23 protein-coding genes are annotated in these 22,284 nt (G+C 57.7%); 14 read left to right on the top strand and 9 right to left on the bottom strand.

Annotation, left to right across the window (positions count from 1 at the left end; all coding sequences use genetic code 11):
• Positions 1–6 precede the first annotated feature (6 nt).
• Positions 7–852 (bottom strand): ABC transporter permease, encoded by an 846-nt coding sequence (locus CPAR_RS09425; protein WP_012503085.1) that lies wholly within the window; start codon positions 850–852, stop codon positions 7–9.
• Complete coding sequence (locus CPAR_RS09420; RefSeq protein ID WP_012503084.1) at positions 788–1,597, bottom strand: ATP-binding cassette domain-containing protein; 810 nt, start codon at positions 1,595–1,597, stop codon at positions 788–790. Before CPAR_RS09420 ends, CPAR_RS09425 begins: the two co-directional genes overlap by 65 nt.
• Before the next feature lie 152 nt (positions 1,598–1,749).
• On the opposite strand from CPAR_RS09420, the gene glpK reads away from it, so the two are divergent.
• Entirely contained in the window at positions 1,750–3,201 is a 1,452-nt protein-coding gene (glpK, locus tag CPAR_RS09415) for a glycerol kinase GlpK (protein WP_012503083.1), read from the top strand.
• A gap of 19 nt (positions 3,202–3,220) precedes the next feature.
• Positions 3,221–3,433, top strand: a complete 213-nt coding sequence (locus tag CPAR_RS09410) for a cysteine-rich CWC family protein (protein WP_012503082.1) — start codon at positions 3,221–3,223, stop codon at positions 3,431–3,433.
• Positions 3,434–3,466: 33 nt separating this feature from the next.
• On the opposite strand, the gene CPAR_RS09405 is transcribed toward CPAR_RS09410, so the two are convergent.
• Complete coding sequence (locus CPAR_RS09405) at positions 3,467–4,297, bottom strand: MBL fold metallo-hydrolase (protein ID WP_012503081.1); 831 nt, start codon at positions 4,295–4,297, stop codon at positions 3,467–3,469.
• A 179-nt stretch (positions 4,298–4,476) separates the two neighbouring features.
• On the opposite strand from CPAR_RS09405, the gene CPAR_RS09400 reads away from it, so the two are divergent.
• The gene (locus CPAR_RS09400; protein WP_012503080.1) at positions 4,477–4,812 is read left to right on the top strand and encodes a c-type cytochrome; all 336 of its coding nucleotides are present in this window, start codon (positions 4,477–4,479) and stop codon (positions 4,810–4,812) included.
• 15 nt (positions 4,813–4,827) lie between these two features.
• Here CPAR_RS09400 and CPAR_RS09395 read toward each other — a convergent pair whose 3' ends face one another.
• From CPAR_RS09395 to CPAR_RS11095, 4 genes are all read right to left on the bottom strand, one after another.
• Entirely contained in the window at positions 4,828–6,663 is a 1,836-nt protein-coding gene (locus tag CPAR_RS09395) for a B12-binding domain-containing radical SAM protein (RefSeq protein WP_012503079.1), read from the bottom strand.
• Complete coding sequence (locus CPAR_RS09390) at positions 6,660–8,444, bottom strand: YcaO-like family protein (RefSeq protein WP_012503078.1); 1,785 nt, start codon at positions 8,442–8,444, stop codon at positions 6,660–6,662. The genes CPAR_RS09395 and CPAR_RS09390 overlap by 4 nt, the downstream gene beginning before the upstream one ends.
• A 7-nt stretch (positions 8,445–8,451) precedes the next feature.
• Positions 8,452–9,729 carry a radical SAM protein gene (locus CPAR_RS09385; protein WP_012503077.1) on the bottom strand — a complete coding sequence of 426 codons (1,278 nt, stop codon included), beginning with the start codon at positions 9,727–9,729 and terminating at the stop codon, positions 8,452–8,454.
• Positions 9,730–9,864: 135 nt separating this feature from the next.
• Positions 9,865–10,086: a hypothetical protein gene (locus tag CPAR_RS11095; RefSeq protein WP_156773424.1), complete on the bottom strand. Its 222-nt coding sequence runs from the start codon at positions 10,084–10,086 to the stop codon at positions 9,865–9,867.
• A 314-nt stretch (positions 10,087–10,400) separates the two neighbouring features.
• Here CPAR_RS11095 and CPAR_RS09375 point away from each other — a divergent pair, with 314 nt between their 5' ends.
• Positions 10,401–11,240, top strand: a complete 840-nt coding sequence (locus tag CPAR_RS09375; protein ID WP_012503075.1) for an SDR family oxidoreductase — start codon at positions 10,401–10,403, stop codon at positions 11,238–11,240.
• A gap of 72 nt (positions 11,241–11,312) precedes the next feature.
• Here the strand turns inward: CPAR_RS09375 and CPAR_RS09370 are convergent, their stop codons facing one another.
• The gene (locus CPAR_RS09370) at positions 11,313–11,783 is read right to left on the bottom strand and encodes a hypothetical protein (protein ID WP_012503074.1); all 471 of its coding nucleotides are present in this window, start codon (positions 11,781–11,783) and stop codon (positions 11,313–11,315) included.
• 199 nt (positions 11,784–11,982) lie between these two features.
• Between CPAR_RS09370 and CPAR_RS09365 the strand changes: the two genes are divergently transcribed.
• The gene (locus CPAR_RS09365) at positions 11,983–14,532 is read left to right on the top strand and encodes an ATP-dependent Clp protease ATP-binding subunit (RefSeq protein WP_012503073.1); all 2,550 of its coding nucleotides are present in this window, start codon (positions 11,983–11,985) and stop codon (positions 14,530–14,532) included.
• Positions 14,533–14,788: 256 nt separating this feature from the next.
• Positions 14,789–15,478 carry an outer membrane protein gene (locus tag CPAR_RS09360; protein ID WP_012503072.1) on the top strand — a complete coding sequence of 230 codons (690 nt, stop codon included), beginning with the start codon at positions 14,789–14,791 and terminating at the stop codon, positions 15,476–15,478.
• Positions 15,479–15,632: 154 nt separating this feature from the next.
• Here the strand turns inward: CPAR_RS09360 and CPAR_RS09355 are convergent, their stop codons facing one another.
• Positions 15,633–17,009 (bottom strand): TrpB-like pyridoxal phosphate-dependent enzyme, encoded by a 1,377-nt coding sequence (locus CPAR_RS09355; protein WP_012503071.1) that lies wholly within the window; start codon positions 17,007–17,009, stop codon positions 15,633–15,635.
• Between the two features lie 250 nt (positions 17,010–17,259).
• On the opposite strand from CPAR_RS09355, the gene CPAR_RS09350 reads away from it, so the two are divergent.
• From CPAR_RS09350 to CPAR_RS09320, 8 genes are all read left to right on the top strand, one after another.
• On the top strand, positions 17,260–17,532 hold the full coding sequence (locus tag CPAR_RS09350) for a DUF4160 domain-containing protein (protein WP_232203900.1): 273 nt from the start codon (positions 17,260–17,262) through the stop codon (positions 17,530–17,532).
• Complete coding sequence (locus tag CPAR_RS09345; RefSeq protein ID WP_012503069.1) at positions 17,529–17,786, top strand: DUF2442 domain-containing protein; 258 nt, start codon at positions 17,529–17,531, stop codon at positions 17,784–17,786. The genes CPAR_RS09350 and CPAR_RS09345 overlap by 4 nt, the downstream gene beginning before the upstream one ends.
• 39 nt (positions 17,787–17,825) lie before the next feature.
• On the top strand, positions 17,826–18,317 hold the full coding sequence (locus tag CPAR_RS09340) for a HEPN domain-containing protein (protein ID WP_012503068.1): 492 nt from the start codon (positions 17,826–17,828) through the stop codon (positions 18,315–18,317).
• A gap of 404 nt (positions 18,318–18,721) precedes the next feature.
• Positions 18,722–19,066, top strand: coding sequence for a PepSY domain-containing protein (locus CPAR_RS10835; protein ID WP_012503067.1), 345 nt, complete (start codon positions 18,722–18,724; stop codon positions 19,064–19,066).
• The gene (locus CPAR_RS11090; protein WP_156773423.1) at positions 19,044–19,202 is read left to right on the top strand and encodes a hypothetical protein; all 159 of its coding nucleotides are present in this window, start codon (positions 19,044–19,046) and stop codon (positions 19,200–19,202) included. The genes CPAR_RS10835 and CPAR_RS11090 overlap by 23 nt, the downstream gene beginning before the upstream one ends.
• 157 nt (positions 19,203–19,359) lie before the next feature.
• On the top strand, positions 19,360–20,022 hold the full coding sequence (locus CPAR_RS09330; RefSeq protein ID WP_012503066.1) for a response regulator: 663 nt from the start codon (positions 19,360–19,362) through the stop codon (positions 20,020–20,022).
• 8 nt (positions 20,023–20,030) lie between these two features.
• A complete protein-coding gene (locus CPAR_RS09325) occupies positions 20,031–21,347 on the top strand; it encodes an ATP-binding protein (RefSeq protein WP_232203899.1) in 1,317 nt (438 codons plus the stop codon).
• A 139-nt stretch (positions 21,348–21,486) separates the two neighbouring features.
• A complete protein-coding gene (locus tag CPAR_RS09320; RefSeq protein ID WP_012503064.1) occupies positions 21,487–22,281 on the top strand; it encodes a COG4705 family protein in 795 nt (264 codons plus the stop codon).
• Positions 22,282–22,284 lie beyond the last annotated feature (3 nt).

Here is a 22,284-nt window from a genome sequence, read left to right as displayed (position 1 = left end):
GGGGTGTTACTGCACAATCGTCGGATACAATTTCGATGTCACGACGATCAGCGCAACAAGCATTCCAATCAACATCAGAAAATCCATCCCGATGCCGAAAGTGCTCGTGCCGCCGACGACCATCAACGCGCGGAGGAGGTCAACCTGGTAGGAGAGTGGGTTGATATGGGCGACGATTTTGAGCCAGGTGGGCATGATGGAGATCGGGTAGATGGCGTTACTGGCGAAGAAGAGCGGCATGGTCATGACCTGACCGATGCCCATGAAGCGTTCGCGCGACCGGACGAGGCAGGCGATCATGAGCGAGAAGGTCGAAAAGAGCGCCGCGCCGAGCACGATGGCGACGAGCACGCCGCCGAGCGCGAGCGGCGACCAGTTCAGATGAACGCCTGCGACGAGCGCCATCAGATAGACGATGGCTGCCTGCGCTATGGCGCGCATTCCCGCCGAGACCGCCTTGCCGAAGACGAGCGCGCTGCGCGGGGCGGGGCTGGCGAGCAGCTTCTGCAAAATGCCGAGGTCTTTTTCCCAGATGACGTTGATGCCGTAAAAGATCGCGATGAAGAGCACGCTCTGCGCGAGGATGCCCGGCGCGAGGAAGCTGAAGTAGTCGAGCTTGCCGGTGGGGATGGCGCGCATCCGCCCGAAGACCTGGCCGAAGACCAGCAGCCAGAGCGCGGGCTGGATCGAGCGGCTGAGGATTTCCGACGGGTCGCGGCGCAGCTTGGCCAGCTCGGTGGCGACGATGGCCGCCGTGTCGCGCAGGAACCCGGCGGGGTCGAACTTTTCAGCCCAGCCGTTTGGCCGTCCGGCGAGTGCGGTTGATGTCGCGGAAGTTTGGCTTGCTGTCACTGAACTCTCCTGCAAAGTGAATGAAAACCTGGTTCATCGAGTCTGTTCCGGCGCGGTGCTTCAGCTCTTTCGCCGACCCTTCGGCGGCGATGACTCCCTCCTTCATGATGGCGATCCGGTCGCACAATTCTTCGGCCTCCTCCATGTCGTGCGTGGTGAGCAGAATCGTGGTGCCGAAGGTTTTGAGCAGCTCCTTCAGCCGCTTCCAGACCTGGAGGCGGGCGGCTGGGTCGAGGCCGATGGTCGGTTCGTCGAGGAAGAGCACCTCGGGCCGGTGGAGCATCGAGAGGGCGATTTCGAGCCGCCGGATCATGCCGCCGGAGTAGGTGCGCACCAGCTTGTCTCGCGCGTCGGTGAGGCCCATGAAGGCGAGCGCTTCGTCGATGCGTCGGGTGCGCTCGCGGCGCGGCACGTTGTAGATGCGGGCGAAGAGCAGCAGGTTCTCGAAGCCGGTCAGCGCCCCGTCCGCCGAAATCATCTGCGACACGTAGCCGATACGCTTGCGCACGCCGATGCTGTCGCCGAGGATGCTGTGCCCGGCGACCGTCGCCGCACCGCTCGTCGGCGGCAGCATGGTGGTGAGCATCTTGATCGTCGTCGTCTTGCCCGCCCCGTTCGGCCCGAGCAACCCGAAAATCTCGCTCGACCGCACCGTCAGATTTAGCTCGTTAACGGCCACGAGCGAGCCGAACGAGCGGGTGAGCCGGTCGGTCTGGATGGCGATGTCGGTTGTCGGTTGCGGCATGGTCGTGGTGGTCGAGGGGCTGTTCTGGTTTGATTTGAAGGTAAGATTCAGCAACGCTTTGCGCAACTCTCGAATCGTCTGCGGGTCGGAATTTTTCCGTTAATCGGTATCTTGTTTTTCAACAGCACGTTGAACCTTTCCTCGCAAATCCTATGGCCATTCTTTCCATCGACCAGGGCACGACCGGCACCACCTGCATGATCTACGACCGTTCGGGCAACGTGCTCGCCCGCGCGTATCGAGAGCTGACGCAATGCTACCCGCAGGCAGGGTGGGTCGAGCACGATCCGAAGGAAATTTGGCAAACGGTGGTCGAGTGCGTGGTCGAGGTGCGGGGCGCATATTCAGGTCACATCGAAGCCATCGGCATCACCAACCAGCGCGAGACCACCGTGGTGTGGGATCGGCGGAACGGAGAGCCGGTGCACCGTGCCATCGTCTGGCAGTGCCGCCGGACGGCGGAGCTTTGCAATCGTTATCGAGGCGAGGAGGCGGCGATTCGCGCGAAGACCGGGCTGCCGGTGGACGCCTACTTCAGCGCCACCAAGATTCGCTGGATTCTCGATGCGCACCCGGAGGCCGATCCGTCCAACTTGCTCTTCGGCACTATCGACACGTGGCTCATCTGGAAGCTGACCGGCGGAGAGGTTCACGCAACTGATCTGACGAATGCATCCCGCACGCTGCTGTTCGACATCCACGAGCGGCGGTGGGATGCGGAGCTGTGCGAGCTGTTCGGCGTGCCGCTGTCGATGCTGCCGGAGGTGCGTCCGTCGATGGGCGGGTTCGGCGCGGTGCGGGCGATTCCGGAGCTTGACGGCGTGCCGATTGCGGGCGTGGCGGGCGACCAGCAGGCGGCGCTCTTCGGGCAGTGCTGCTTTGAGTCGGGGTCGGTCAAGAACACCTACGGCACCGGCTGTTTCATGGTGATGAACACCGGAGACAAGTGCGTGAGTTCGAGCCACGGCCTGTTGACGACGCTCGCGCTCGACGGCGCTGGCCGGAGCTGCTACGCAGTGGAGGGGTCGGTGTTCATCGGCGGCGCGGTGATGCAGTGGTTGCGCGATGGCTTGCAACTCATCGGCAGTGCCGCCGAGTCCGAGGCGATTGCGCGGTCGGTCGAATCGAACGGCGGGGTTTACGTCGTGCCCGCGTTCGTCGGCCTTGGCGCACCGCACTGGAACATGGAGGTGCGGGGCACGATTACCGGCCTGACGCGCGGCTCGTCGCGGGTGCACATCGTTCGCGCGGCGCTGGAGTCGATCGCCTACCAGTCGCACGACGTTTTCCGCGCGATGGTGGCCGACACCGGAATCCAGCCGCAGTCGTTGACCGTCGATGGCGGTGCGGTGAGCAACGAGTTCCTGATGCAGTTCCAGGCCGACCTGCTCGGCGTGCCGGTGCACCGCCCGCGCAACATCGAATCGACCGCGCTCGGTGCGGCCTGCCTCGCGGGCCTCGAAGCCGGAGTGTGGAACTCCGCCGACGAACTGCGAGCGCTCAATGGCGTCGAACGGGTCTTCACCCCCGCAATGCCGGAGGCGGAACGGGAAACATTGCTGGCGGGCTGGCAAAAGGCGCTGAGGCAGACGTTGGTATCGTAAACCATTCAATCAAAGGAAGATGACACACAACGATCATCCCGGAGAAGGCGTGCCGAAAACCGTCGTTTGCCCGATGTGCGGTGAGCAATTTACCTGCGGCATGTCCACCTCATGCTGGTGCGCCACGCGCGTGGTGCCCGATTCGGTCAGGAACTACCTCGCCGAACGCTACGAAACCTGCGTCTGCAGCACCTGCCTCGACCGGCTCATTGCTGAAGCGAAGGGGGAGTGAAACAGGCTTGGGAAGTGGACTTGGTAGATGGCCTCACTTTTTCCCTAACTCCACCACCATGCCTGCATAACCCGCCTCTACTGGATACGGCAGCTCTTTGCTGAAGCGTTCTGCGGCTGCCTCCCCGGTGCAGTGGCAGGGAATGAGGCGGGCGATGTCGCGCTCGGCGAGCGATGCTACGGTGCGGTCGAGGCGCTCCGGGCTGGCTGCCGAGAGGTGCATTCCGCCGATAAGCGTCGCGATCCGTTTTTGCCCGGTGATGCTCTCGATGTAGTCAAGCGTGTTGACGATGCCGGAATGGCAACATCCTGCGAGCACGGTCAGGCCTTCCGGCTTCTCGATCCAGAGCGACAGATCGTCTTCAATGGGGTCAGGCGTTTTTCCGTCCGGATCAAAGAAAAACGGGCCGCCGGTATCCTCGAAGGTTGTCTGGCGGGGGACCGGGCCGGTCAGGAAGACGCCATCGGTCAGGCGCGTCGGTTCGCTAACCCACACGATTCGCTCTTTCGGCAGTTCGTCAATTGCCTGCTTGGCGGCTTCGGGCATGTCGATGGGTTTGGGCTTGCCGTTGCGGATGCTGTAGCGTTCGACGAGCGCTGACGGGTGGAGGTAGAGCGTGGCGCGGTCGGCGATTCGGAGCACGTCGGCGAGGTTGCCGGTGTGGTCGTAGTGGCCGTGGCTGAGCACGATGATGTCGATGTCCGACAAGTCGATGCCGAGCGCGCGGCAGTTTGCGTCGAATGCGCCGAGCTGGCCGGTGTCGAAAAGGATGCGCTTGCCGCCGGTTTCAATCAGCACCGCGAAGCCGTGTTCGCAGGCAAGTCCGGGTGCGGCCTGGTTGTCGGTGAGAATGGTCAGTTTCATGATGCAGTCAAATGTCGGCACAGGTTTCAATTCAGTCGATTTCTGACAAGGTAACGCTCTTAACAACATTAGCCTCATGTGACGCTCACTGTTTGTTGCCTATATTGGCTGAAGCAGTGACACCGTTTCCGAAGTGAGATGTTTTTTCAGAAAACGATAATCAGCAAGGAGGATTCGATATGATGAAAAGTGTGAAAACGGCGATGCTTGTCGCTGCGATGGTTGGCATGGGTACTGCTGCTCAGGCCGCACAAACTCCCTCCGTGGAGCTTGGCAAAAAACTGTTCAATGATCCGACACTTGGCGGCGCGACTGGAACCAAAACCTGTGCGAGTTGCCACCCGAACGGCAAGGGAGTCGAAAATGCGTGGCAGAATCCGAAGCTCGTCCAGCAGATCAATACTTGCATTGCCGGGGCGTTACGCGGCAAACCCCTGCCGCTTGAATCGGTTGAGATGAAATCGCTGATTCTCTACCATCAGTCTCTTAACCCCTCCTCTTCGTTGGGCAAATAAACCGGTCCGGCTTGTTCAGGTGATTCGGGCGATGCCTCTCACATAGAGGAAAAGCACGAAGTCTCTGATTGCGCCAGCCGATTTCGCTTCGGTGAGGGCGGTGATCTTTTCCGTAATTTCATGGAGAGAAGCTTTTTTTGCCAGCAGCCTGATAACTTGGGATTGCCAGTCGTCGAGCTGGAACTCTTCGCGGTAATCGTGCAGGATGAGCCCGTTTTCGGGAGTCGATTGTCGCAATACGACATGCGGCGAGAGTGTGAAGCGATGCTTTTCCTTGTCGATGAGCGGGGCAATGGCTTCGGCCTGTTTTCTGTACTGGCTGTCGTGCAGGTGCCACGGTCGCGGGTTTTTTGAAAAGCCGGAAAGCAGGTAAGCGTTCCACTCCAGTTGCTCCTGGTCGTCGGACGAACGCCACCGTTTGGCCAGAAAGGCGCTCTCTTCAGCAAGCGGCGTCCACGATGCTCCGGTCGTTTCCATGCGGATGCCGTAGTGCTCCGGGTGCAGGTAGATCGCCGAGGCGGGTTCGAGCCGAAAGCGGTTGCTGAGGCTTCGGCGGGGCAGGTGCGTCATCGGCAGGTTGTTGCCAGCAAGCTCACGGTCGATCTCTCTGAAAAACCGGATTGTGTCGAGCGCGTCGGCGGTCTGTTCGCCCGGAAAGTTGATGATGGTTGATACGTGGATCGACAGCCCGTTGCGGGTTGCCGCGACGATGTTTTCGCGGGCGAGGTCGAGATCGAGCTTTTTGTGCATTCTCGTCAGCACGTTTTCGGACGCGCTTTCGAGGCCGAAGGTGATCCTCGTGAATCCCGCCGCAGCCATCTTTGCGGTCAGCTCCGGTTTGAGGTGCTTCAGGTCGCAGAAGGCGAAGGTGAAGAGCGGTTGCAGATCGCTCGACAGAATCAGGTCGCAGAACTCCGACAGCCACGCTTCGCTGAAGTTGATGAGGCTGTCGCAAATGTAGAAGAGACCGATGCCGAAGCGCTGTTTGTACGCGGCGAGCCGTTCGACGGAGGCTTCGGGCGAGAGGTGGCGGAAGCGCTTCCATATCTGCTTTTCGGAGCAGTAGATACAGCCGTTGACGCAGCCGCGCGAAAAGGAGACCGGGAGGCCCTCGAAGCGCCGCCGCAGGTAGGCGTCGAAGGGCGTGTCCGCGAATGGGAATCCTTTGAAATCGGGCATCGGGAACTCCTCTGGCCTCAGCCATTCGTGGCGCGGCTCGTACCGGAACTCCCCCTCGATCATTTGCGCCGCGCCCGCCACCGGCCTGCCGTTCGCGCGGATCAGCTCCCGCGCCGTCAGTTCACCTTCGCCCACGACGACCCTGTCGGCCAGACCGTTCACAATCAGAAAACGCTGCACCTCTTCGGGGAACACCGCCGGGCCTCCGAACACGATTGTCGCTTCCGTGCGTTCGCGCAGTTTGCGGGCGGCGAGCATCGAAACCCAGAGGTTGCTGATGTAGGTGGAGAGCCAGATTTGCTCCGGCTCCGTTGCGAGCAGCCGCGTGACCGCGCGTTCGAGGAAGTGGTCGAGCTTGTCGAAAAGCTGTTCAAGTCCGTCCGTTTCGAACCGCTTTCGCGCCTCTTCGGGCGGGGTGAAGAGTGCCGCAAGGGTGAGGTCGGGGCGGTAGCCGATGAAGTTTATCATCCGGTCGTCGAGCGCCGCGCCGGGGCTGGCTCCGAGGCGATGGAGCTGGTAGTAGAGCGCCGGGTCTTCGATGCTCAGCAACAGGTCGAAATCGAACACCTCACTTTCGATGCCCTCGCCGTCCAGCACGCTTTTCAGGCAAGCCAGGCCGAGCGGGAGCGTTTTGTCCGAAAAGCAGGGAAAGATGGTGAGAGCGATGGTCATGTTTCGTTCCTGGCGGTTGTGAGGATTTCTGCAAGGCGGCGCTGGTCGGGCAGATTGGTGATCTGTCGTTTCTGAAGCCGCCTCGCCGTTTCGACAGTTTTCAGGAAATGGCAGTCGTCGCAGGCCGATTCATTGCCAGGCAGTTCGATTGAATGCAGCGCATTTTCGATGACTTCTGCTGGCGCTTGTCTGCACCGGGCGGCCAGATCGACCACGCTGTCAGGATAGAATTGCCGCAATTGCGAGTTGATTTCCGCCGCATTGCAGCTTTCATCCGCAAGCTGTTTGCTGTCGCGGATGCATCGATCAAGCAGCGATTCGTCATGTGGCGTTTTGTCGCCGAAAAGCTGTGCGAGTGCGGCGAGCAGTGTCGCTTCACGCTGCCGGGCACTGCCGGGGAGGTTCGGGCACGCAAAGCTGTTCAGCAACCTGACAGAGGCCGGAAGGGTGATGCGTTTCAGACTTCGGTGAAGCTCCATGATTCGCAGCAACCGTTTCATCTCCATTTCTCCGGAGCTTTGCAGACGTTCGCTTTCGGCTCGCAGCTCAAGCAGCATGGTAAGTTCGTTGCGACCCGTGGTGTAGTTCACCTCGCTCAGGCCGGGTGCGTAGCAGTAGACTGACGGGATGCCGAGCCACGAGACGTCGCGAATGTAGAGCGTGGGCGTCCAGCTTGCGAAGCGTTCGAGCAGGACTTTGAGTGGGCGGCCGGCCAGCTCGTCGCTCCAGGTTTCGTCGATCCACTGTGACGCGGAGTTGCGGCTGGCGAAGAGCGATTTCGGCCAGAGGCCAGTGCTCGACGCTTTGGCTGCGTAGTAGTTGGCGAAGCGCAGGCGGTGGCTCTCATCGGCGGTTGTTGCCGCGAACGGGTTGTCGAGGCCGGAGAGCGGCAGGGCGTGGAAGTCGTTGCCGCCGTCGTAAAGCTCTTTCAGTGCTCCGATGACTGCCCCGGAGAGCGTCGCTGCGGCTCCGAGGTTGCAGTTGTAGCGCTGCCGCTGGCGGTCGATGAGCAGCATGGCGACGACTGGAAATCGTGCGCCGAGCGAGCAATCGAGCAAGGTGACGCTTGTGCTGCGCTCTTCGATGGCTTCGATGATCCGGTCAGCTTCGGTGTTCCGTAACAGCTCGCGCGGGATGAGCGGCAGTGGTGGCTCGTCCGAGAAAATCCGGTGAAAGACATGCCGCTCGCAGATTTCGAACAGCGCTTTGGCGATTGCCTGTTCAAGAGTCCTTCCGGCCGCGCAGCCTGTGCTTCCGCTGGCGAAGAGCATCCGTTCGATCGGGCAGAGCCGTACCGAATCGTCGAACACCGAGTAAAACGGCACGCACAGGAGCGTGTCGCCATCGACCCCACTGCTCGCAGGCATCTGGTGGCGCGGCATGAGGTCGGGGTTTTCCGCCGCACCGAACCGATCTGCCGCGATCCACGTTTCGTCCGGCGCGATGAAAAAATCCAGCGGCCCGCCCTGCCGGTCGAGGCGCTGACGGCACCGCTCTGGCAGCCGGTCGTATCCGCCATTCGAAGCGCAGGCGTAGCGGTAGCCGGCGATGATAAAGTTGTTCTGGAGCCGCTCAAAGAACTCGCCGTACGCGCTCAAAAGCGAGGCTTCGGCGGTGATGCCTTGCCCGGAAACCAGCGGTAAGGAGTCGTCGTCCGGAGTTTTACCTGCGAAGAGCATGGTGGTGAAAAACGGCAGTTCGCTGCCCTGACGGGTTTTTTCGCAAACCTCCATCCCGGTTGAGCGCAAGGCGACTCGCATCTGTTCAAGCGCGCTGCTCATTGCGGATTCATTTCTGCATGAAACAGGCGGTGACGGCCTGCATGTTTTCGTGCATCAGCTCGAACAGGCTCATCATCATCTGGCGGCGGTATGTGCAGAATCGTTTCGCGAGCGGCAGGTAGCAGGCTTCGGGGTCGCCGTGGCGGTAGCCGGGGATGACGGCGGGGCAGAACGAGAGGCAGATCGAGCTGATCGGGCAGTCGGCGCAAAAGCCGTAGCGCTCCTTCGAGCGTTGCTTGACTGCTTCGTCCTGCTGATTTTTAAGATGGGCGCACCACTGCACTGAGCCGTCGCAATTCATGCTCTTGTAGCGCTCGTTGCTGCCGCATGAAGGGGTTCTGATGCAGCCGTCGTTGTAGAACGAAGGCCTGAACATCTTGCCGAGCACGGTTTTAAGCATCTGTTCGTGAATCCGTTCTCCCGACGTTGTGTGAATGCGGATCAGTTCCTGTATCAATTCGAGTTGACGGTCGGCCAGCTTGCCGTAGTAGGCGGAGAATTCTTCGCTGCTTTCCGCACCCGAATCGGCGAACTCCAGCGGCTTGAGGTAGAAGGAGTTCAGCCCGAGTTCCTCTCGGTTGAAGCGGAACAGTGCCTCCAGTTCGTCCGGATCGCGGATAACCGAGAGCACGCCGCAACGCACATTGTTTTTTTGTAGCCGTTCGAGATTGCTTGTGATCGTCGCGAAGCTCCCTTCGCCGTTTTTGAACGGGCGCGACAGGTCGTGCTGGCTTGCCGGGCCGTCGATGGTGATGCCGACGGTAATCTCGTATTGTTTCAGCATCTCCAGAATGGCGTCATTCAGCAGGGTGCCGTTGGACTGGAGGGCGAACGAAAACTCGATTTCCGAAAAGTTGCCGGTCAGGAAGGCGCAGATCTGGTCGATCTCGCGGTGCATGAGCAGGGGTTCGCCACCCTGAAAGGTGATTCGCACCTGTTTTTTTCCCCGGATCAGCTTTTCGAGCGTCCGGCAGATTTGCTCGACATCCGTTCCCCGCACCTCCGAAAGCTGTGTCAGATCGGCGTATTTGCAATAGACGCAGCCAAGGTTACAGCGGTCGGTGATGAAAATGACCACCTCCAGATAGTCATCGTCTGGCTCCATCAAATCGGGGGTTGGCGACTCTTTCAGGCTGGCCGCGATTTCAGCTTTTTGTGCTTCGGACGCATTGCCGTCGAACATCTGCCATCGGCCGCAGCGGTTGTCGAGCGCGACGAAGAATTTGCCTGATGACGGCTGAAGGAAGGTTATATCACCCTTCTGTTCAATGGAGTATGCGGGCATTTCGGAGTCCGCTCCTTTTGCTGTTGTCTGGGTGGTGGATCGGGAAAGGGGTGATGGCTGAAGTGCCGTTATCATGACCAAGCGTTGCCTGCGGCAAGAAGCCATTCACGATTCTTGCCGCAGGTGCAGGAATGATTACTTGTCTCCTTCTTCGGGTTCGGGTACCCAGGTGTCGCAATGCATGGAGAGCCTGCTGGTGCGTTTTGACGGTTCGTCAGGCGTCCAGGTGTCGCAGTGCATGGAGATTTTTCCGGGCTGTGCTGTCGGTTTGTCTGGATCCCACGTGTCACAGTGCATCGAGGGCATTGTTTCTGGTGAGAGCGTAAGTGTGCTGCTGTCGAAGGTAGGGGTGTTCATGATCCTTCAGTTTATAGGTGAGGGAAAAAAGAAAAAACGACAACTAACTTCTTAATATATAGAAATATAGGTGTAGTTGGAATTCGTTTTTGGTGGTTTGACGTGTTTTTTTATCACTATTTGCAGGAGTGCAACAATTTGATGGGTTCGTTTTTCAATGCGCATTTGGAACGTTTTTTTTGCAACGGTAATGAGGCAACAAGGATTCTGCATAGCTTAGAATTGACGGGGAATGAATACATTATCCAGACAAAAAGCCGGCATAAAACCGGGGGGCCGTCACGGGCGATTCTGAACTTCTGAACTTCATCATTATGTCTGAAAAACAACGCATCAGCATCCTCGGCTGCGGGTGGCTCGGTTTGCCGCTGGCCCGTTTTCTGGTTGGCGAGGGGTATGCCGTCAAGGGTTCGACCACCAGCGAGGCGAAAATCGCCAAGATGAAAGAGGCGGGCGTAGAGCCGTTCCGGATCGCCATCGGCGAGAGCATCGAGGGTGATATTGCTTCGTTTCTTCAGAGCGACATCCTCGTGGTGAACATCCCTCCCCAGCGCCGGCCGGATGTGGTCGAGTACCATGTCGGACAGATTTCGCTTTTGATCGACGCGCTTGCCGATTCGCCGGTGAAGCATGTGATTTTCGTCAGTTCGACCTCGGTCTATCCCGCCACCGGGGGCGAGGTGGTGGAAGCGGATGCTACCGATCCTGATGAAGCGGACTCTCCCGCCGGTCGGGCGTTGATGTACGTCGAGGAGATGCTTCGTTCGGAGTCTGCGTTCAACACCACGGTGGTGCGCTTCGGTGGGCTGATCGGCCCCGGACGCAATCCGGCGGAGTTCATCCAGCGCATGACGGAAATCACGAGTCCCGCTCATCCGGTGAACCTTATCCATCTCGACGATTGTGTGCACGTGATCGCTGAAATCATCCGGCAGGGGAGTTGGGGTGAGGTGTTCAACGCCTGCGCGCCGCAACATCCGACACGGGGTGAACTCTATAAGGCTGCCGCTGAGAGTCACGGTTTTGCCTCATTGCCGGAAGAGGCTTCCAGCAATAGCCACTTCAAAATTGTCAACAGTGACTGGCTCGTCAAAAAGCTGGACTACAAGTTCCTGCATCCCGATCCACTCGGCATGGCGCGGGGCGGCAATTGAAAGTTGATAATTGATCGGTAGGGGTAGGCCTTGTGCCTACCCTTTTCGCTTCGTCACGCGAAGGGTCGGTTCCTACAAAATGAATTCTAGATCGTATTCCTCTTCCTGAACTTTGGTAGCGAATTCCTGGAATTTCCTCAGGAAATCAATCGTCTTTTCGGGATCGATCTCGCGCCAGTAGGCGATGCGTTCCGGATCGTCCTGCCAGCCGAGCATCACCTTTTCGGGGCTTTTCCCGCTTATCTCTCCGACGAATTCGTCGATAATCTCAATCATTCTGCCAATCGCGCCAGAGGGTAGAAATGCCTCGTCCCAACTGTCGAGCCCGTTATTCGATTCGGAGATGAACGGTAGCGCGTTGAGCTGTTCGATGACGCCGTAGTGGAACAGGGCGGTGTAGTCGTGGGCGGAGATTTCCATCGAATCGTACACCTTGTAGCTCTTGTCGGCAAGCCTGACGGCGCCGATTTTGCCACTTCGGTAGATCGGCAGTTCGCGGTGCAGGGGGTTCTGGTCGTCGAGGAGTATGTGGGTGACGGTCATAGCGCAAGGGGCGGTCTGAAACGATTAATTTCTCGCCACTGTTTTGATCGAAGGAAATGGTTTGAGATGACGTCTTAATTATAGTTATTTAACTGAATGTAGCGAATAACCGATCGGTTGTGCCCAGTCGTGCTTCATAGCCAGAGTTACAGCGCATTTCAGGGAGCTTCCCGTCAATTTTAGCGATACAGGATCATAAATGGAAGGAAATTTCTCGAATAGAGTTCAGGACGTGATCAGGCTCAGCCGCGAAGAGGCGCTGCGTCTGGGGCACGACTATATCGGCACCGAACATCTTCTGCTTGGATTAATCCGGGAAGGAGAGGGCATCGGCGCTAAAATTCTTAAAAACCTCAAAGTCGATCTGTTCAAACTGAAACAGAAGATCGAGGAGAACACCCATCCCAAGGTTCCGGCTACCCAGATGGGTAACGTGCCGTTGACCAAGCAGGCAGAAAAGGTGCTCAAGATCACCTATCTGGAGGCCAAGATCTGCAAGTCGACCATCATCGGCACGGAGCATCTGTTGCTCTCGATCCTAAAGGGTGACGACAACATCGCCGCCCAGATTCTCGAACAGTTCGGTGTCACCTATGACCAGGTTCGCGATGAACTGATGACCATTACGACCGGGCGCAGCGAGGCTGACGAGCCGCCGATGGAGGGTTCCTACTCCACGGGCAGTGCATCCGAGCGCCCATCCAAAAAGTCGGAGTCGAAGCGTGGCGAGCGTACCAAGACGCCGGTGCTCGACAACTTCGGGCGTGACATTACGCGGCTGGCCATGGAGGACAAGCTCGACCCGATCATCGGGCGCGAGAAGGAGATCGAGCGTGTGGCGCAGGTTTTGAGCCGCCGCAAGAAGAATAATCCGGTGCTGATCGGTGAGCCGGGCGTCGGCAAGACGGCCATCGCCGAGGGGCTGGCGCTCAAGATCGTGCAGCGCAAGGTTTCGCGCGTGCTTTACGATAAGCGCGTCGTGGCGCTCGACCTTGCTGCTCTCGTGGCGGGCACGAAGTACCGCGGCCAGTTCGAGGAGCGCATGAAGGCGCTGATGAACGAGCTTGAGCGTTCGCGTGACGTGATCCTCTTCATCGACGAGCTGCACACAATCATCGGCGCGGGTGGCGCTTCGGGTTCGCTCGACGCCAGCAACATCTTCAAGCCGGCTCTCGCGCGAGGCGAGTTGCAGTGCATCGGCGCGACCACGCTCGACGAGTACCGCCAGTACATCGAGAAAGACGGGGCGCTGGATCGCCGTTTCCAGAAGATCATGGTCGAGCCGACCACGGTCGAGGAGACGATCCAGATCCTGAACAACATCAAGAACAAGTACGAGGCGCACCACCACGTGCAGTACTCCGAAGAGGCTATCGAAAAGGCGGTCAAGCTTTCGGAGCGTTACATCACTGACCGCTTCCTGCCCGACAAGGCGATCGACGTCATGGACGAGGCCGGCGCGCGGGTACACCTGAGCAACATTCATGTGCCGCAGGATATTCTCGAGCTTGAAAAGGGCATCGAAGAGGTCAAGGCCGAGAAGAACAAGGTGGTCAAGATGCAGAACTTCGAGGAGGCTGCTCGACTGCGCGACAAGGAGAAGAACATGCTCGAAGCGCTCGACCACGCCAAGCAGGAGTGGGAAGAGGAGTCCGCCGAGAGCGTCTACGACGTGACCGAGAACGACATATCGTCGGTGATCGCCATGATGACCGGTATTCCGGTGGTCAGGGTTGCGCAGTCCGAGTCCAAGAAGCTGCTCAACATGGAGGCGGAGCTTAAGAAAGAGGTCATCGGCCAGGACGAGGCGATCAAGAAGATCACCAAGGCGATCCAGCGCACCCGCGCGGGGCTGAAAGACCCCATGCGTCCCATCGGCTCGTTCATCTTCCTCGGTCCCACCGGTGTCGGCAAGACCGAGCTGGCCAAGGCGCTGACCCGCTATCTGTTCGACAGCGAGGATGCGCTGATCCGCGCCGACATGAGCGAGTACATGGAGAAGTTCTCGGTGAGTCGCCTGGTTGGCGCGCCTCCCGGATACGTCGGCTATGAAGAGGGCGGCCAGCTCACCGAAAAGGTGCGCCGCAAGCCCTACTCGGTGGTGCTGATCGACGAGATCGAAAAGGCGCATCCCGACGTGTTCAACATCCTGCTACAGGTGCTCGACGAGGGTGTGTTGACCGACGGGCTTGGCCGCAAGGTCGATTTCCGCAACACGATCATCATCATGACCTCGAACATTGGCGCCAAGGAGATCAAGAGCTTCGGCACCGGCATGGGCTTCTCGGCTCCCGAAGACACCACGGGCAACTACAAGGCGATGAAGTCCACCATCGAGGATGCCCTGAAGCGTGTCTTCAATCCGGAGTTCCTGAACCGTATCGACGACACGATCGTGTTCCACCAGCTCGAAAAGTCGGATATCTTCCAGATTATCGACATCACGGCTGGCAAGCTCTTCAAGCGCTTGAAAGAGATGGGCATCGACGTACGAATCGACGAGAAAGCCAAGGAGTTCCTCGTCGAGAAGGGCTACGACCAGAAGTACGGCGCACGCCCGCTCAAGAGGGCCTTGCAGAAGTATGTCGAGGATCCGCTCGCCGAGGAGATGCTCAAGGGTAGATTCACCGAAGGCAGCGTGATTCAGATCACCTTCGACGAAAAGGAGAAGGAGCTGCGTTTCAGCGAAGGAACTGCCGAGCCTCCTGCTAAAAAAGGCAAGAAAGAGGAGAAGCTCGACAAGGAGTAGCCCGTAGTTTAACGTTTTTAACTCCCCCGAAGCCCCGTTGGAATTACCGTTTCAGCGGGGCTTTTTTTATGGATATATCAGTTGAGGTCATTATTAGAAGATTAGTTAAGTAAGTCTATGCCCTGTTTTGCACTGTAACGTGTTACAAATTATTGAAAGTGGCTTTTAGTTTCTTTAACTTCATAAAGTGTAATTGCCAAAAGATGTCAGGCAGTGTCACTAAACATATCACAACCCCTAACAAAAACACAAGAACATGAAAAAGAAACTTTTAGCACTTGTCGCAGTGCTTCTGGCCACGGGCGCATGGTCGTCTACCGGTTACTCTGCTGGGAATTATGTCAGCGCCAATGCAGGCATCTCCTGGTTTGGTGATGCAAAACTTACCGACAATGCGGATGATGAAGAAAATTTTTGTGTTGATCTTGATTCAGGGATTGCGCTTACCGGTGCTTATGGACATGATTACGGTGACTATCGGATAGAGGCAGAACTTGGTTACCAGCGTAATGATATTGCCAAATCGATTGATTATCTCTATGGTAGTGTCTACGATGAGTATTCCATGACCGGTAATATGTCGGTTATTTCTCTTATGGGGAATGCTTACTACGACATTAACCTTACTGACGATCTGGAATTGTTCCTTACTGCGGGTGCCGGTGCTGCATTTGTGAGCTTCAATGATGTTGGGGATGTTGATGATGATTTTCGTTACGATAAAGTAACCGCAACAGCCTTTGCTTATCAGCTTGGTGCTGGACTCTCTTATAAGGTTGCAGAAAACTTAAGGCTTGAAGCCCGCTACCGTTACTTCGCAACTGCTGATTTCACCATCGACGATACGGCAAATTTCTGGGATGATTATGCTGAAGATGATTATATGAACACCGTCAAAAATATCTCTTCTAGCAGTGTCATGCTTGGCCTTCGCCTTTCGCTGTAACGTTTTTCAGATAAGTTATGCATAGGGTTTGCTGAAAACAGCACATCAACGACAACAAGGGCTACCTTCTTATCTTGGTAGCCCTTTGCGTTTTCATGGGGTCATTAAAAAGAGGGTTTGTTCCATCATTGAATAGATAAGACAGCCCCTCTTTTTAAACTCCCGGCACTTTCGGAAGTCCCGCCAGTGAGGCGGTCAACGAGCGTTGCAGCAGCTCCTCTGGCAGCGGGTAGTCGCTGATTTTGCCTGAGAGGTAGGCGTCGTAGCCCTGCAAGTCCATCAGCCCGTGGCCCGACCAGTTCATCAGAATCACCTTCTCCTTGCCCTCCTCTTTTGCCTGCTTCGCCTCGCGGATGGTCTGTGCGATGGCGTGCGAGGTCTCCGGCGCGGGAATGAAGCCTTCGGTGTGGGCGAAGAGCAGCGCCGCTTCGTAGCATTCGGTCTGCGGCAGCGCGGTGGCTTCGATCAGCCCGAGCTGCTTGGTGTGGCTCACCAGCGGCGCCATGCCGTGGTAGCGCAGGCCGCCTGCGTGGATGGCCGGGGGAATGAAGGTGTGGCCCAGGCTGTGCATCGGCAGGAGCGGCGTCATCATCGCCACGTCGCCTGAATCGTAGGCGTAGGGGGCGCGGGTCAGCGTCGGGCACGCCTCCGGTTCCGTGCCGATTACCCGCACATCCCTGCCGTGAATCTTGTCGTAGAGGAATGGGAAGCTGATGCCCGCGAAGTTCGAGCCGCCGCCCGCGCAGCCGATGACGATATCCGGGTAGCGCCCGATCTTGTCGAACTGCTTCTTGGCTTCGAGGCCGATGATGGTCTGGTGCAGCATCACGTGGTTCAGCACGCTGCCGAGGGCGTAGCGGGTGTCGTCGCGTTCGACGGCCTGCTCGATCGCTTCGCTGATGGCGATGCCGAGGCTGCCGGGGGTGTCGGGCATCTCTTCGAGAATCTTGCGCCCGATGGCCGTCTGCGGACTCGGGCTCGGGATGCACTCCGCGCCCCAGGTTTTCATCATGATTTTGCGGAACGGCTTCTGGTCGAAGCTGATGCGCACCATGAACACCTTGCACTCGATGCCGATCAGCTTGCAGCTCATCGCCAGCGCGCTGCCCCACTGCCCCGCGCCGGTTTCGGTGGTGAGGTACTTGATGCCGAACTCCCGGTTGTACCACGCCTGCGCCACCGCCGTGTTGGGCTTGTGGCTCCCGGCGGGCGAGACCCCTTCGTTCTTGTAGTAGATTTTGGCCGGAGTGCCGAGCGCTGCTTCGAGCCGCCGCGCGCGGTAGAGCGGCGACGGCCGCCACAGCTTGAGGATGCCGAGAATCTCTTCCGGAATATCGATCCAGCGCTCGGTGCTCACCTCCTGCTCGATCAGGTTCATCGGAAAAACCTTGGCCAGCGCATCCGGCCCGATCGGATTGCCATCCAGTCCCACCGGCGGTGGCATGGGTGAAGGCAGGTCAGCCTGAATATTGTACCACTGACGGGGAAGTTCATCCTCGCCGAGGAGGATTTTGGTAGGCTCTGTACTCATGCGTGTAGTGCTTTGAAGTAAGAGAAAAGAGGCCGGTGACGGCTCTCATGGCCGGGTGTCTGGTGGCCATTTTTCAAGGTAGGGAGAGTGCGGTCGGATTGCAAAGGTTGGAGGGAGAATCGGGGTCAGGGTTGGATTTTTGACGAACTGCGAATGTTGTTTAGATTTGAAATAATGTCAGTTTCTTTTTTCTGAATCTGGAGGGCGCAAATTGTGTTTGATGTATGAACAATAGAATGTGACAAGCCGAATGCCAACGATTTCAATGTTTTACGGGATTCTAATCCGGATGTTTTTTCGGGATACCGAGAAACATCATTTGCCGCACATCCATGCTGATTATCAGGGAAAAGTGGCCGTGTACTCAATTATTGACGGTATGCTTCTGGCTGGCGAGCTGCCACCGAACAAGCACAAGCTGGTTGTTGCATGGATCGAAATTCACCAAGAGGATTTGCTGGCGGACTGGAATCTGGCTGTAAACGGTAAGAAACCATTTCCAATAAAGGGACTTGACCAATGAGAATTGCAGAACTACATCCACAATCGGATTGGGTATTGTCGATTGTTGCGGAAGATGGTCGCGTTGGCATTTTCGATGTATCGCCTTATCTGGAGTATGAAGCGTTTGAAGCGCTTCGCGACCATGAGGAATTTATGAAGGTGAGCAACGGGGGCTACTTCATCGAATGGGAGTGCGGCGCTGATTTGTCTGCGGATACCATCGAGGCGAGATGGCAGGTTGTTGGGGAAGATGCTGAGAGGATAACGGCTTAACAGGTTTACTATTGAAGTTGTTTTATACGGAATGAAGCAATGAAGATACATTTGGGTACCGTAGACTTGGCAGGAAAAGGTCCAGGCACTTTTTCGATGGGTACGTTCAAGCTCTCCAAGGATTACCGGATTGATATCTTTTCATCTGCGCGGCAGTTCCTGGCTGCGGCAGAGTTTTGCCTCAATAATGGTGAGATCATCGAAGGCAAGCCCATGCTGTTGGTGCCTGGCGTTGTATGTGCAGCATTTGCTTGCGAACTTTGCCTGAAGTGGTTGATTTACAACGAAACTGAGGAAGAGGTTAAGGGGCATCGATTAACCGAACTCTATGGGCTCCTGTCTCAAGACATGCAGAATCATATCTCGGCTTTTCAATCCGCGTTCAGCGATTTCCTGCAACGCAATGATGATGTGTTTATCAAAGCCAGATACCATCACGAGTCAGAACTCTTTGCCTTCCGCGAAACAGAGATTTTGCAATTCGCGCAGTTCTTGGTTTCAACAATGGAATCAAAGAATGAAAGCGCCTGACAAGTTTTTTGATCGGATGAATTTCCAGAGTGCCGATCAACTTTAACATTAGGCATCATTGTCAATAACATACCTCTCAATCAAACCCCCGTCACTTTCGACGGGGGTTTGACATATATATCAAAATGAACTACTTCTCACCACCAATCAATTTCTATCAGCTGTCGAAGTCGATTCTGTGGTAGGAAAGTCTGAGGCATGAGAGATTTGGTACCAAAGGCGGAAATGGAACTTATGCGTCTACCAATTCCGCCACTTCGGCAATCCTTCCGGAAAATCAGGCGTCATCTTCCTCCAAATTCCTCCTTTTCCACTCCCCCTAATTCCCCCTAACTCTCCCTTCGTACCATTACTCCTGACGCGGATGATCGCGTTGACAATTGAATCCACAAGGAGTGATGATTATGAAACGTTATGGTTATGTGGCCGTTGGCGTTATGCTTTCAGCTTGGATGTTTGGCGGCATGTTCGCCCGGTCGGCTTATGCGGCGGATGCCGGGAATGATGCGCTGACGTTGCAAAAACCGGCAATCAGCCTGTCGCAGGCTGTCAATGCCGCCGAGAAGTTTACGCGGGGGCGAGCTGTTCGCGCCGAGCTTGAAACGCATGATGGCCGCCCGGTTTACGATGTTGAGGTAGTCGATGGCATGAAGGTTATGGATGTCCGGGTAGACAAAGATAACGGCAGGGTGCTTGCTGCCAATATTGATAAAGCGGATCATGACGATGCCCATGATGCAGAAGATTAAGGGTCAACAGATCCGTTTGCCATTTCTGCCAGAGCGGTTGCGCTATCCCGGTAAAGGGTTTTATGAACGCCTGGATGCCGCCATGGTTAACCGGCTGATGGAACGCTCATTTCGGGCGACCTGTTCTTTCTTCTGAGTGTTGTGTTGTGCTGAAACAGATGCGCGGGCTGAGGTTCGGAGGTGGGGGAGTTTTCCTCTTTTCCGGGCCGATGTCCGGGTCTGTTTCGGTTATTTCTGTTTATCCTGACTCCTCGGCTTTCGAGCCGCAACGGTTGATGAAAAAACGAGAAGTTATGCGAGTGTTGCTTGTTGAAGATGATGCCATGATCGGTGAAGCGGTTTGCGTGGCGTTGAAAGATGCGGCATATGCGGTTGACTGGGTTCGCCGTGGCGACGAGGCTGCCGACGCGCTTCGGTATGGTGAGCATCAGGCGGTGCTGCTCGACCTCGGGCTTCCGGGGCGCGGTGGGTTGGAGTTGCTTGCCGGGCTCCGGCAGCAGGGCAGTTCCATTCCGGTTATCATCATCACCGCGCGTGACGGCCTCAGCGAGCGCATCGCGGGGCTGGATTCAGGGGCGGACGATTACCTCGTCAAGCCGTTTGACCTCGATGAACTGCTTGCGCGGCTCCGGGCGGTGATCCGCCGACAGGGCGGGCAGGCGTCTGGGCTGATCGGCAACGGCCAGATCACGCTCGATCCCGCCACGCACACGGCGTTCTGCGGGGAGTCGAGGGAGGTGCTCAGTTCGCGCGAGTTCGCGGTGCTGCACGCGCTGTTGCTTCAGCCGGGCCGTATCCTGAGTCGCTCGGCGCTCGAAGAGCGAGTCTATGGCTGGGATGAGGAGGTCGAGAGCAACGCCATTGATTACCTGATTCACCAGTTGCGCAAAAAGCTGGGCGCGGCAAGCATCAAAAATATTCGAGGTGCGGGATGGATGGTCGAAAAAGAGCAGTGAACCCTTCGTTGCAAAAGCGTCTGACCGTGATGCTGGCCGGAATGATTGTCGCTGTTGCGCTGATTGCCTCAGCGACCTCCTTTTACTTCGCGTATGAAGAGGCCAAAGAGTTTCAGGACAATACCCTTCGCCAGATCGCGATGTTGCAGGGGGGCGATACGGCTGAGTCGGTCGTTTTGAACGGGATCGGCCATTCGCCAGCTCTGGTGACCACAATTGATCCGGAGACGAGGATCCGCATTCTGCATTTTCAGCAAGAGAGCGCTCCTGCGTGGTTTGCTGGCGCGCTTGCTCCCGGCTTTCACACGCTCAGGGAGCGTGGCGAACCGATGCGTGTCTTCATCATCCGGAGCTCGTCCTCCGTCGCTGCGGTCGTTCAGCCTACCGAAACCCGCGACGATCTGGCAACCAGCAGCGCGTTGCACACGCTTGTGCCAGGCCTGTTGATGCTGCCGGTCATGGCTCTTCTGGTCATGCTCATTGTTCGTTCCGGCCTCAAACCGCTCACCACGCTTTCACATCTGCTCGACGAGCAGAGTCCCGATCAGCCGGAGCCTCTGCCGGAGCATGATCTTCCGGAAGAGATGATGCCGTTCGTGCATTCAATCAACCGGCAGCTTGCGCGAATTTCCGTTCTGATCGGCCAGCAGCGTCGTTTCATCGCTGATGCGGCTCACGAACTTCGGAGCCCCTTGACGGCGCTCTCCCTTCAGGCGGAAAATCTCCGGCAAGCCGGAAGCGCCGACGAAATGCGCGCCCGGCTCGCGCCGCTCCAGTCGGGCATCGAGCGCGCCCGGCAGCTCACCGCGCAGCTCCTGAATCTGGCGCGGGTGCAGGCGCAGCCCACCGAGGGGGTGCCGGTCGATCTTCCGGCGCTCGCCCGCGAGCTGATCGCCGAATACCTGCCGCTGGCCGAGGCTCGCGGCATCGATCTCGGGCTTGACGAGCCGGGCGCGATGCTGCTCGACGGCAATCCGGAAAGCTTCACGCTGATTCTGAAAAACGGGCTTGAAAACGCCCTGAACTATACGCAAAAGGGCGGCACGGTGACGGTCAGGCTTGCCATCGAAAACGGCGATGGGGTCATGGAGGTGATCGATGACGGCCCCGGCATTCCGGAGAGCGAGCGGGAGCGGGTGTTCGACGCCTTTTACCGCTCACCCGGTTCCGGCCAGCCCGGCAGCGGCCTCGGCCTGACCATCGCGCGGGAGGCGGCCCGGACGATTGGCGGCGACCTCCGCCTTTTGCCGGGCCCGAATGGCCGGGGCACGGTGTTCCGCTACCGCCAGCGCGGGCGAGTGGCCGAAGCCAGCAGACTTCCCTGAAAAAGCGGTGATTGTCAATTTCCCGATTATCCGGCGCTTGGTGATTCTGTGATGAAGCGACGCTCCTAACTCTGCACTAATTCTCATTTCGTATCCTGATCTGTGAAGAGAATGATCCAATCGACAGAGGAGGAAACGAATGCTGATGAATAAAAACGATGCCGCCGTTCAGGCGTTGAGCAAGGTGCCGCAGGTGACGCTGATGTTCTGGGCGATCAAGATTCTGGCCACCACGCTCGGCGAAACCGGCGGAGATGCGGTCACCATGTCGATGAAGCTCGGGTACGCCGAGGGAAGCCTGATCTTTCTCGCTTTTTTCGCGGTGGCGCTGCTCTTCCAGGTCTTTTCCGAAGGCTACCATCCGGCGCGGTACTGGGCGGTCGTGGCCGCCACGACGACCGTTGGCACCACCATGTCGGACTACCTCGACCGCACGCTCGGCCTCGGCTACGTCAACTCATCCGCAATCCTGCTGCTTGGCGTGCTGCTGGTGCTGTTTGCGTGGAGCCGGATCATGGGCAAGATCGAGTTCGAGGATATTGCCGACCGGCGAGACGAAATTTTTTACTGGCTGACCATACTGGTCTCCAACACGCTCGGCACGGCGCTCGGCGACTTCGTAGCTGACGACCTTGGTCTCGGCTTTCAGCTTGGCGCGCTGCTCTTCAGTGTGCTGATTGTCGCGGTGGCCATCGCGTACTACAAGACGGGCATCTCGCCCAACATCCCTTTCTGGGCGGCCTACGTGCTGACCCGCCCGCTTGGTGCAACGCTTGGCGACACGCTCACCAAGCCGCTCGCGCACGGCGGCCTTGCGCTCGACCGCATCAGCTCCTCGCTGGTGATTCTCGCGCTCATGGTCGTGGCGATCATGCTCAACCACCGCGCCGGGCAGCGCCGCGCCGTGGCGGTCGCGACGGATGGAAGTCGGTAATGG

Origin of the sequence: Chlorobaculum parvum NCIB 8327, assembly GCF_000020505.1 — a bacterium.
GTDB classification, from domain to species: Bacteria; Bacteroidota; Chlorobiia; order Chlorobiales; family Chlorobiaceae; genus Chlorobaculum; species Chlorobaculum parvum_A.
This window is presented reverse-complemented; position numbering and strand designations above follow the sequence as displayed.

Coding starts and splice junctions, on each gene's coding strand:
- CPAR_RS09420 (WP_012503084.1), bottom strand. CDS start 1,597: ATGCCGCAACCGACAACCGACATCGCCATCCAGACCGACCGGCTCACC.
- glpK (WP_012503083.1), top strand. CDS start 1,750: ATGGCCATTCTTTCCATCGACCAGGGCACGACCGGCACCACCTGCATG.
- CPAR_RS09410 (WP_012503082.1), top strand. CDS start 3,221: ATGACACACAACGATCATCCCGGAGAAGGCGTGCCGAAAACCGTCGTT.
- CPAR_RS09405 (WP_012503081.1), bottom strand. CDS start 4,297: ATGAAACTGACCATTCTCACCGACAACCAGGCCGCACCCGGACTTGCC.
- CPAR_RS09400 (WP_012503080.1), top strand. CDS start 4,477: ATGATGAAAAGTGTGAAAACGGCGATGCTTGTCGCTGCGATGGTTGGC.
- CPAR_RS09395 (WP_012503079.1), bottom strand. CDS start 6,663: ATGACCATCGCTCTCACCATCTTTCCCTGCTTTTCGGACAAAACGCTC.
- CPAR_RS09390 (WP_012503078.1), bottom strand. CDS start 8,444: ATGAGCAGCGCGCTTGAACAGATGCGAGTCGCCTTGCGCTCAACCGGG.
- CPAR_RS09385 (WP_012503077.1), bottom strand. CDS start 9,729: ATGCCCGCATACTCCATTGAACAGAAGGGTGATATAACCTTCCTTCAG.
- CPAR_RS11095 (WP_156773424.1), bottom strand. CDS start 10,086: ATGAACACCCCTACCTTCGACAGCAGCACACTTACGCTCTCACCAGAA.
- CPAR_RS09375 (WP_012503075.1), top strand. CDS start 10,401: ATGTCTGAAAAACAACGCATCAGCATCCTCGGCTGCGGGTGGCTCGGT.
- CPAR_RS09370 (WP_012503074.1), bottom strand. CDS start 11,783: ATGACCGTCACCCACATACTCCTCGACGACCAGAACCCCCTGCACCGC.
- CPAR_RS09365 (WP_012503073.1), top strand. CDS start 11,983: ATGGAAGGAAATTTCTCGAATAGAGTTCAGGACGTGATCAGGCTCAGC.
- CPAR_RS09360 (WP_012503072.1), top strand. CDS start 14,789: ATGAAAAAGAAACTTTTAGCACTTGTCGCAGTGCTTCTGGCCACGGGC.
- CPAR_RS09355 (WP_012503071.1), bottom strand. CDS start 17,009: ATGAGTACAGAGCCTACCAAAATCCTCCTCGGCGAGGATGAACTTCCC.
- CPAR_RS09350 (WP_232203900.1), top strand. CDS start 17,260: ATGCCAACGATTTCAATGTTTTACGGGATTCTAATCCGGATGTTTTTT.
- CPAR_RS09345 (WP_012503069.1), top strand. CDS start 17,529: ATGAGAATTGCAGAACTACATCCACAATCGGATTGGGTATTGTCGATT.
- CPAR_RS09340 (WP_012503068.1), top strand. CDS start 17,826: ATGAAGATACATTTGGGTACCGTAGACTTGGCAGGAAAAGGTCCAGGC.
- CPAR_RS10835 (WP_012503067.1), top strand. CDS start 18,722: ATGAAACGTTATGGTTATGTGGCCGTTGGCGTTATGCTTTCAGCTTGG.
- CPAR_RS11090 (WP_156773423.1), top strand. CDS start 19,044: ATGCCCATGATGCAGAAGATTAAGGGTCAACAGATCCGTTTGCCATTT.
- CPAR_RS09330 (WP_012503066.1), top strand. CDS start 19,360: ATGCGAGTGTTGCTTGTTGAAGATGATGCCATGATCGGTGAAGCGGTT.
- CPAR_RS09320 (WP_012503064.1), top strand. CDS start 21,487: ATGCTGATGAATAAAAACGATGCCGCCGTTCAGGCGTTGAGCAAGGTG.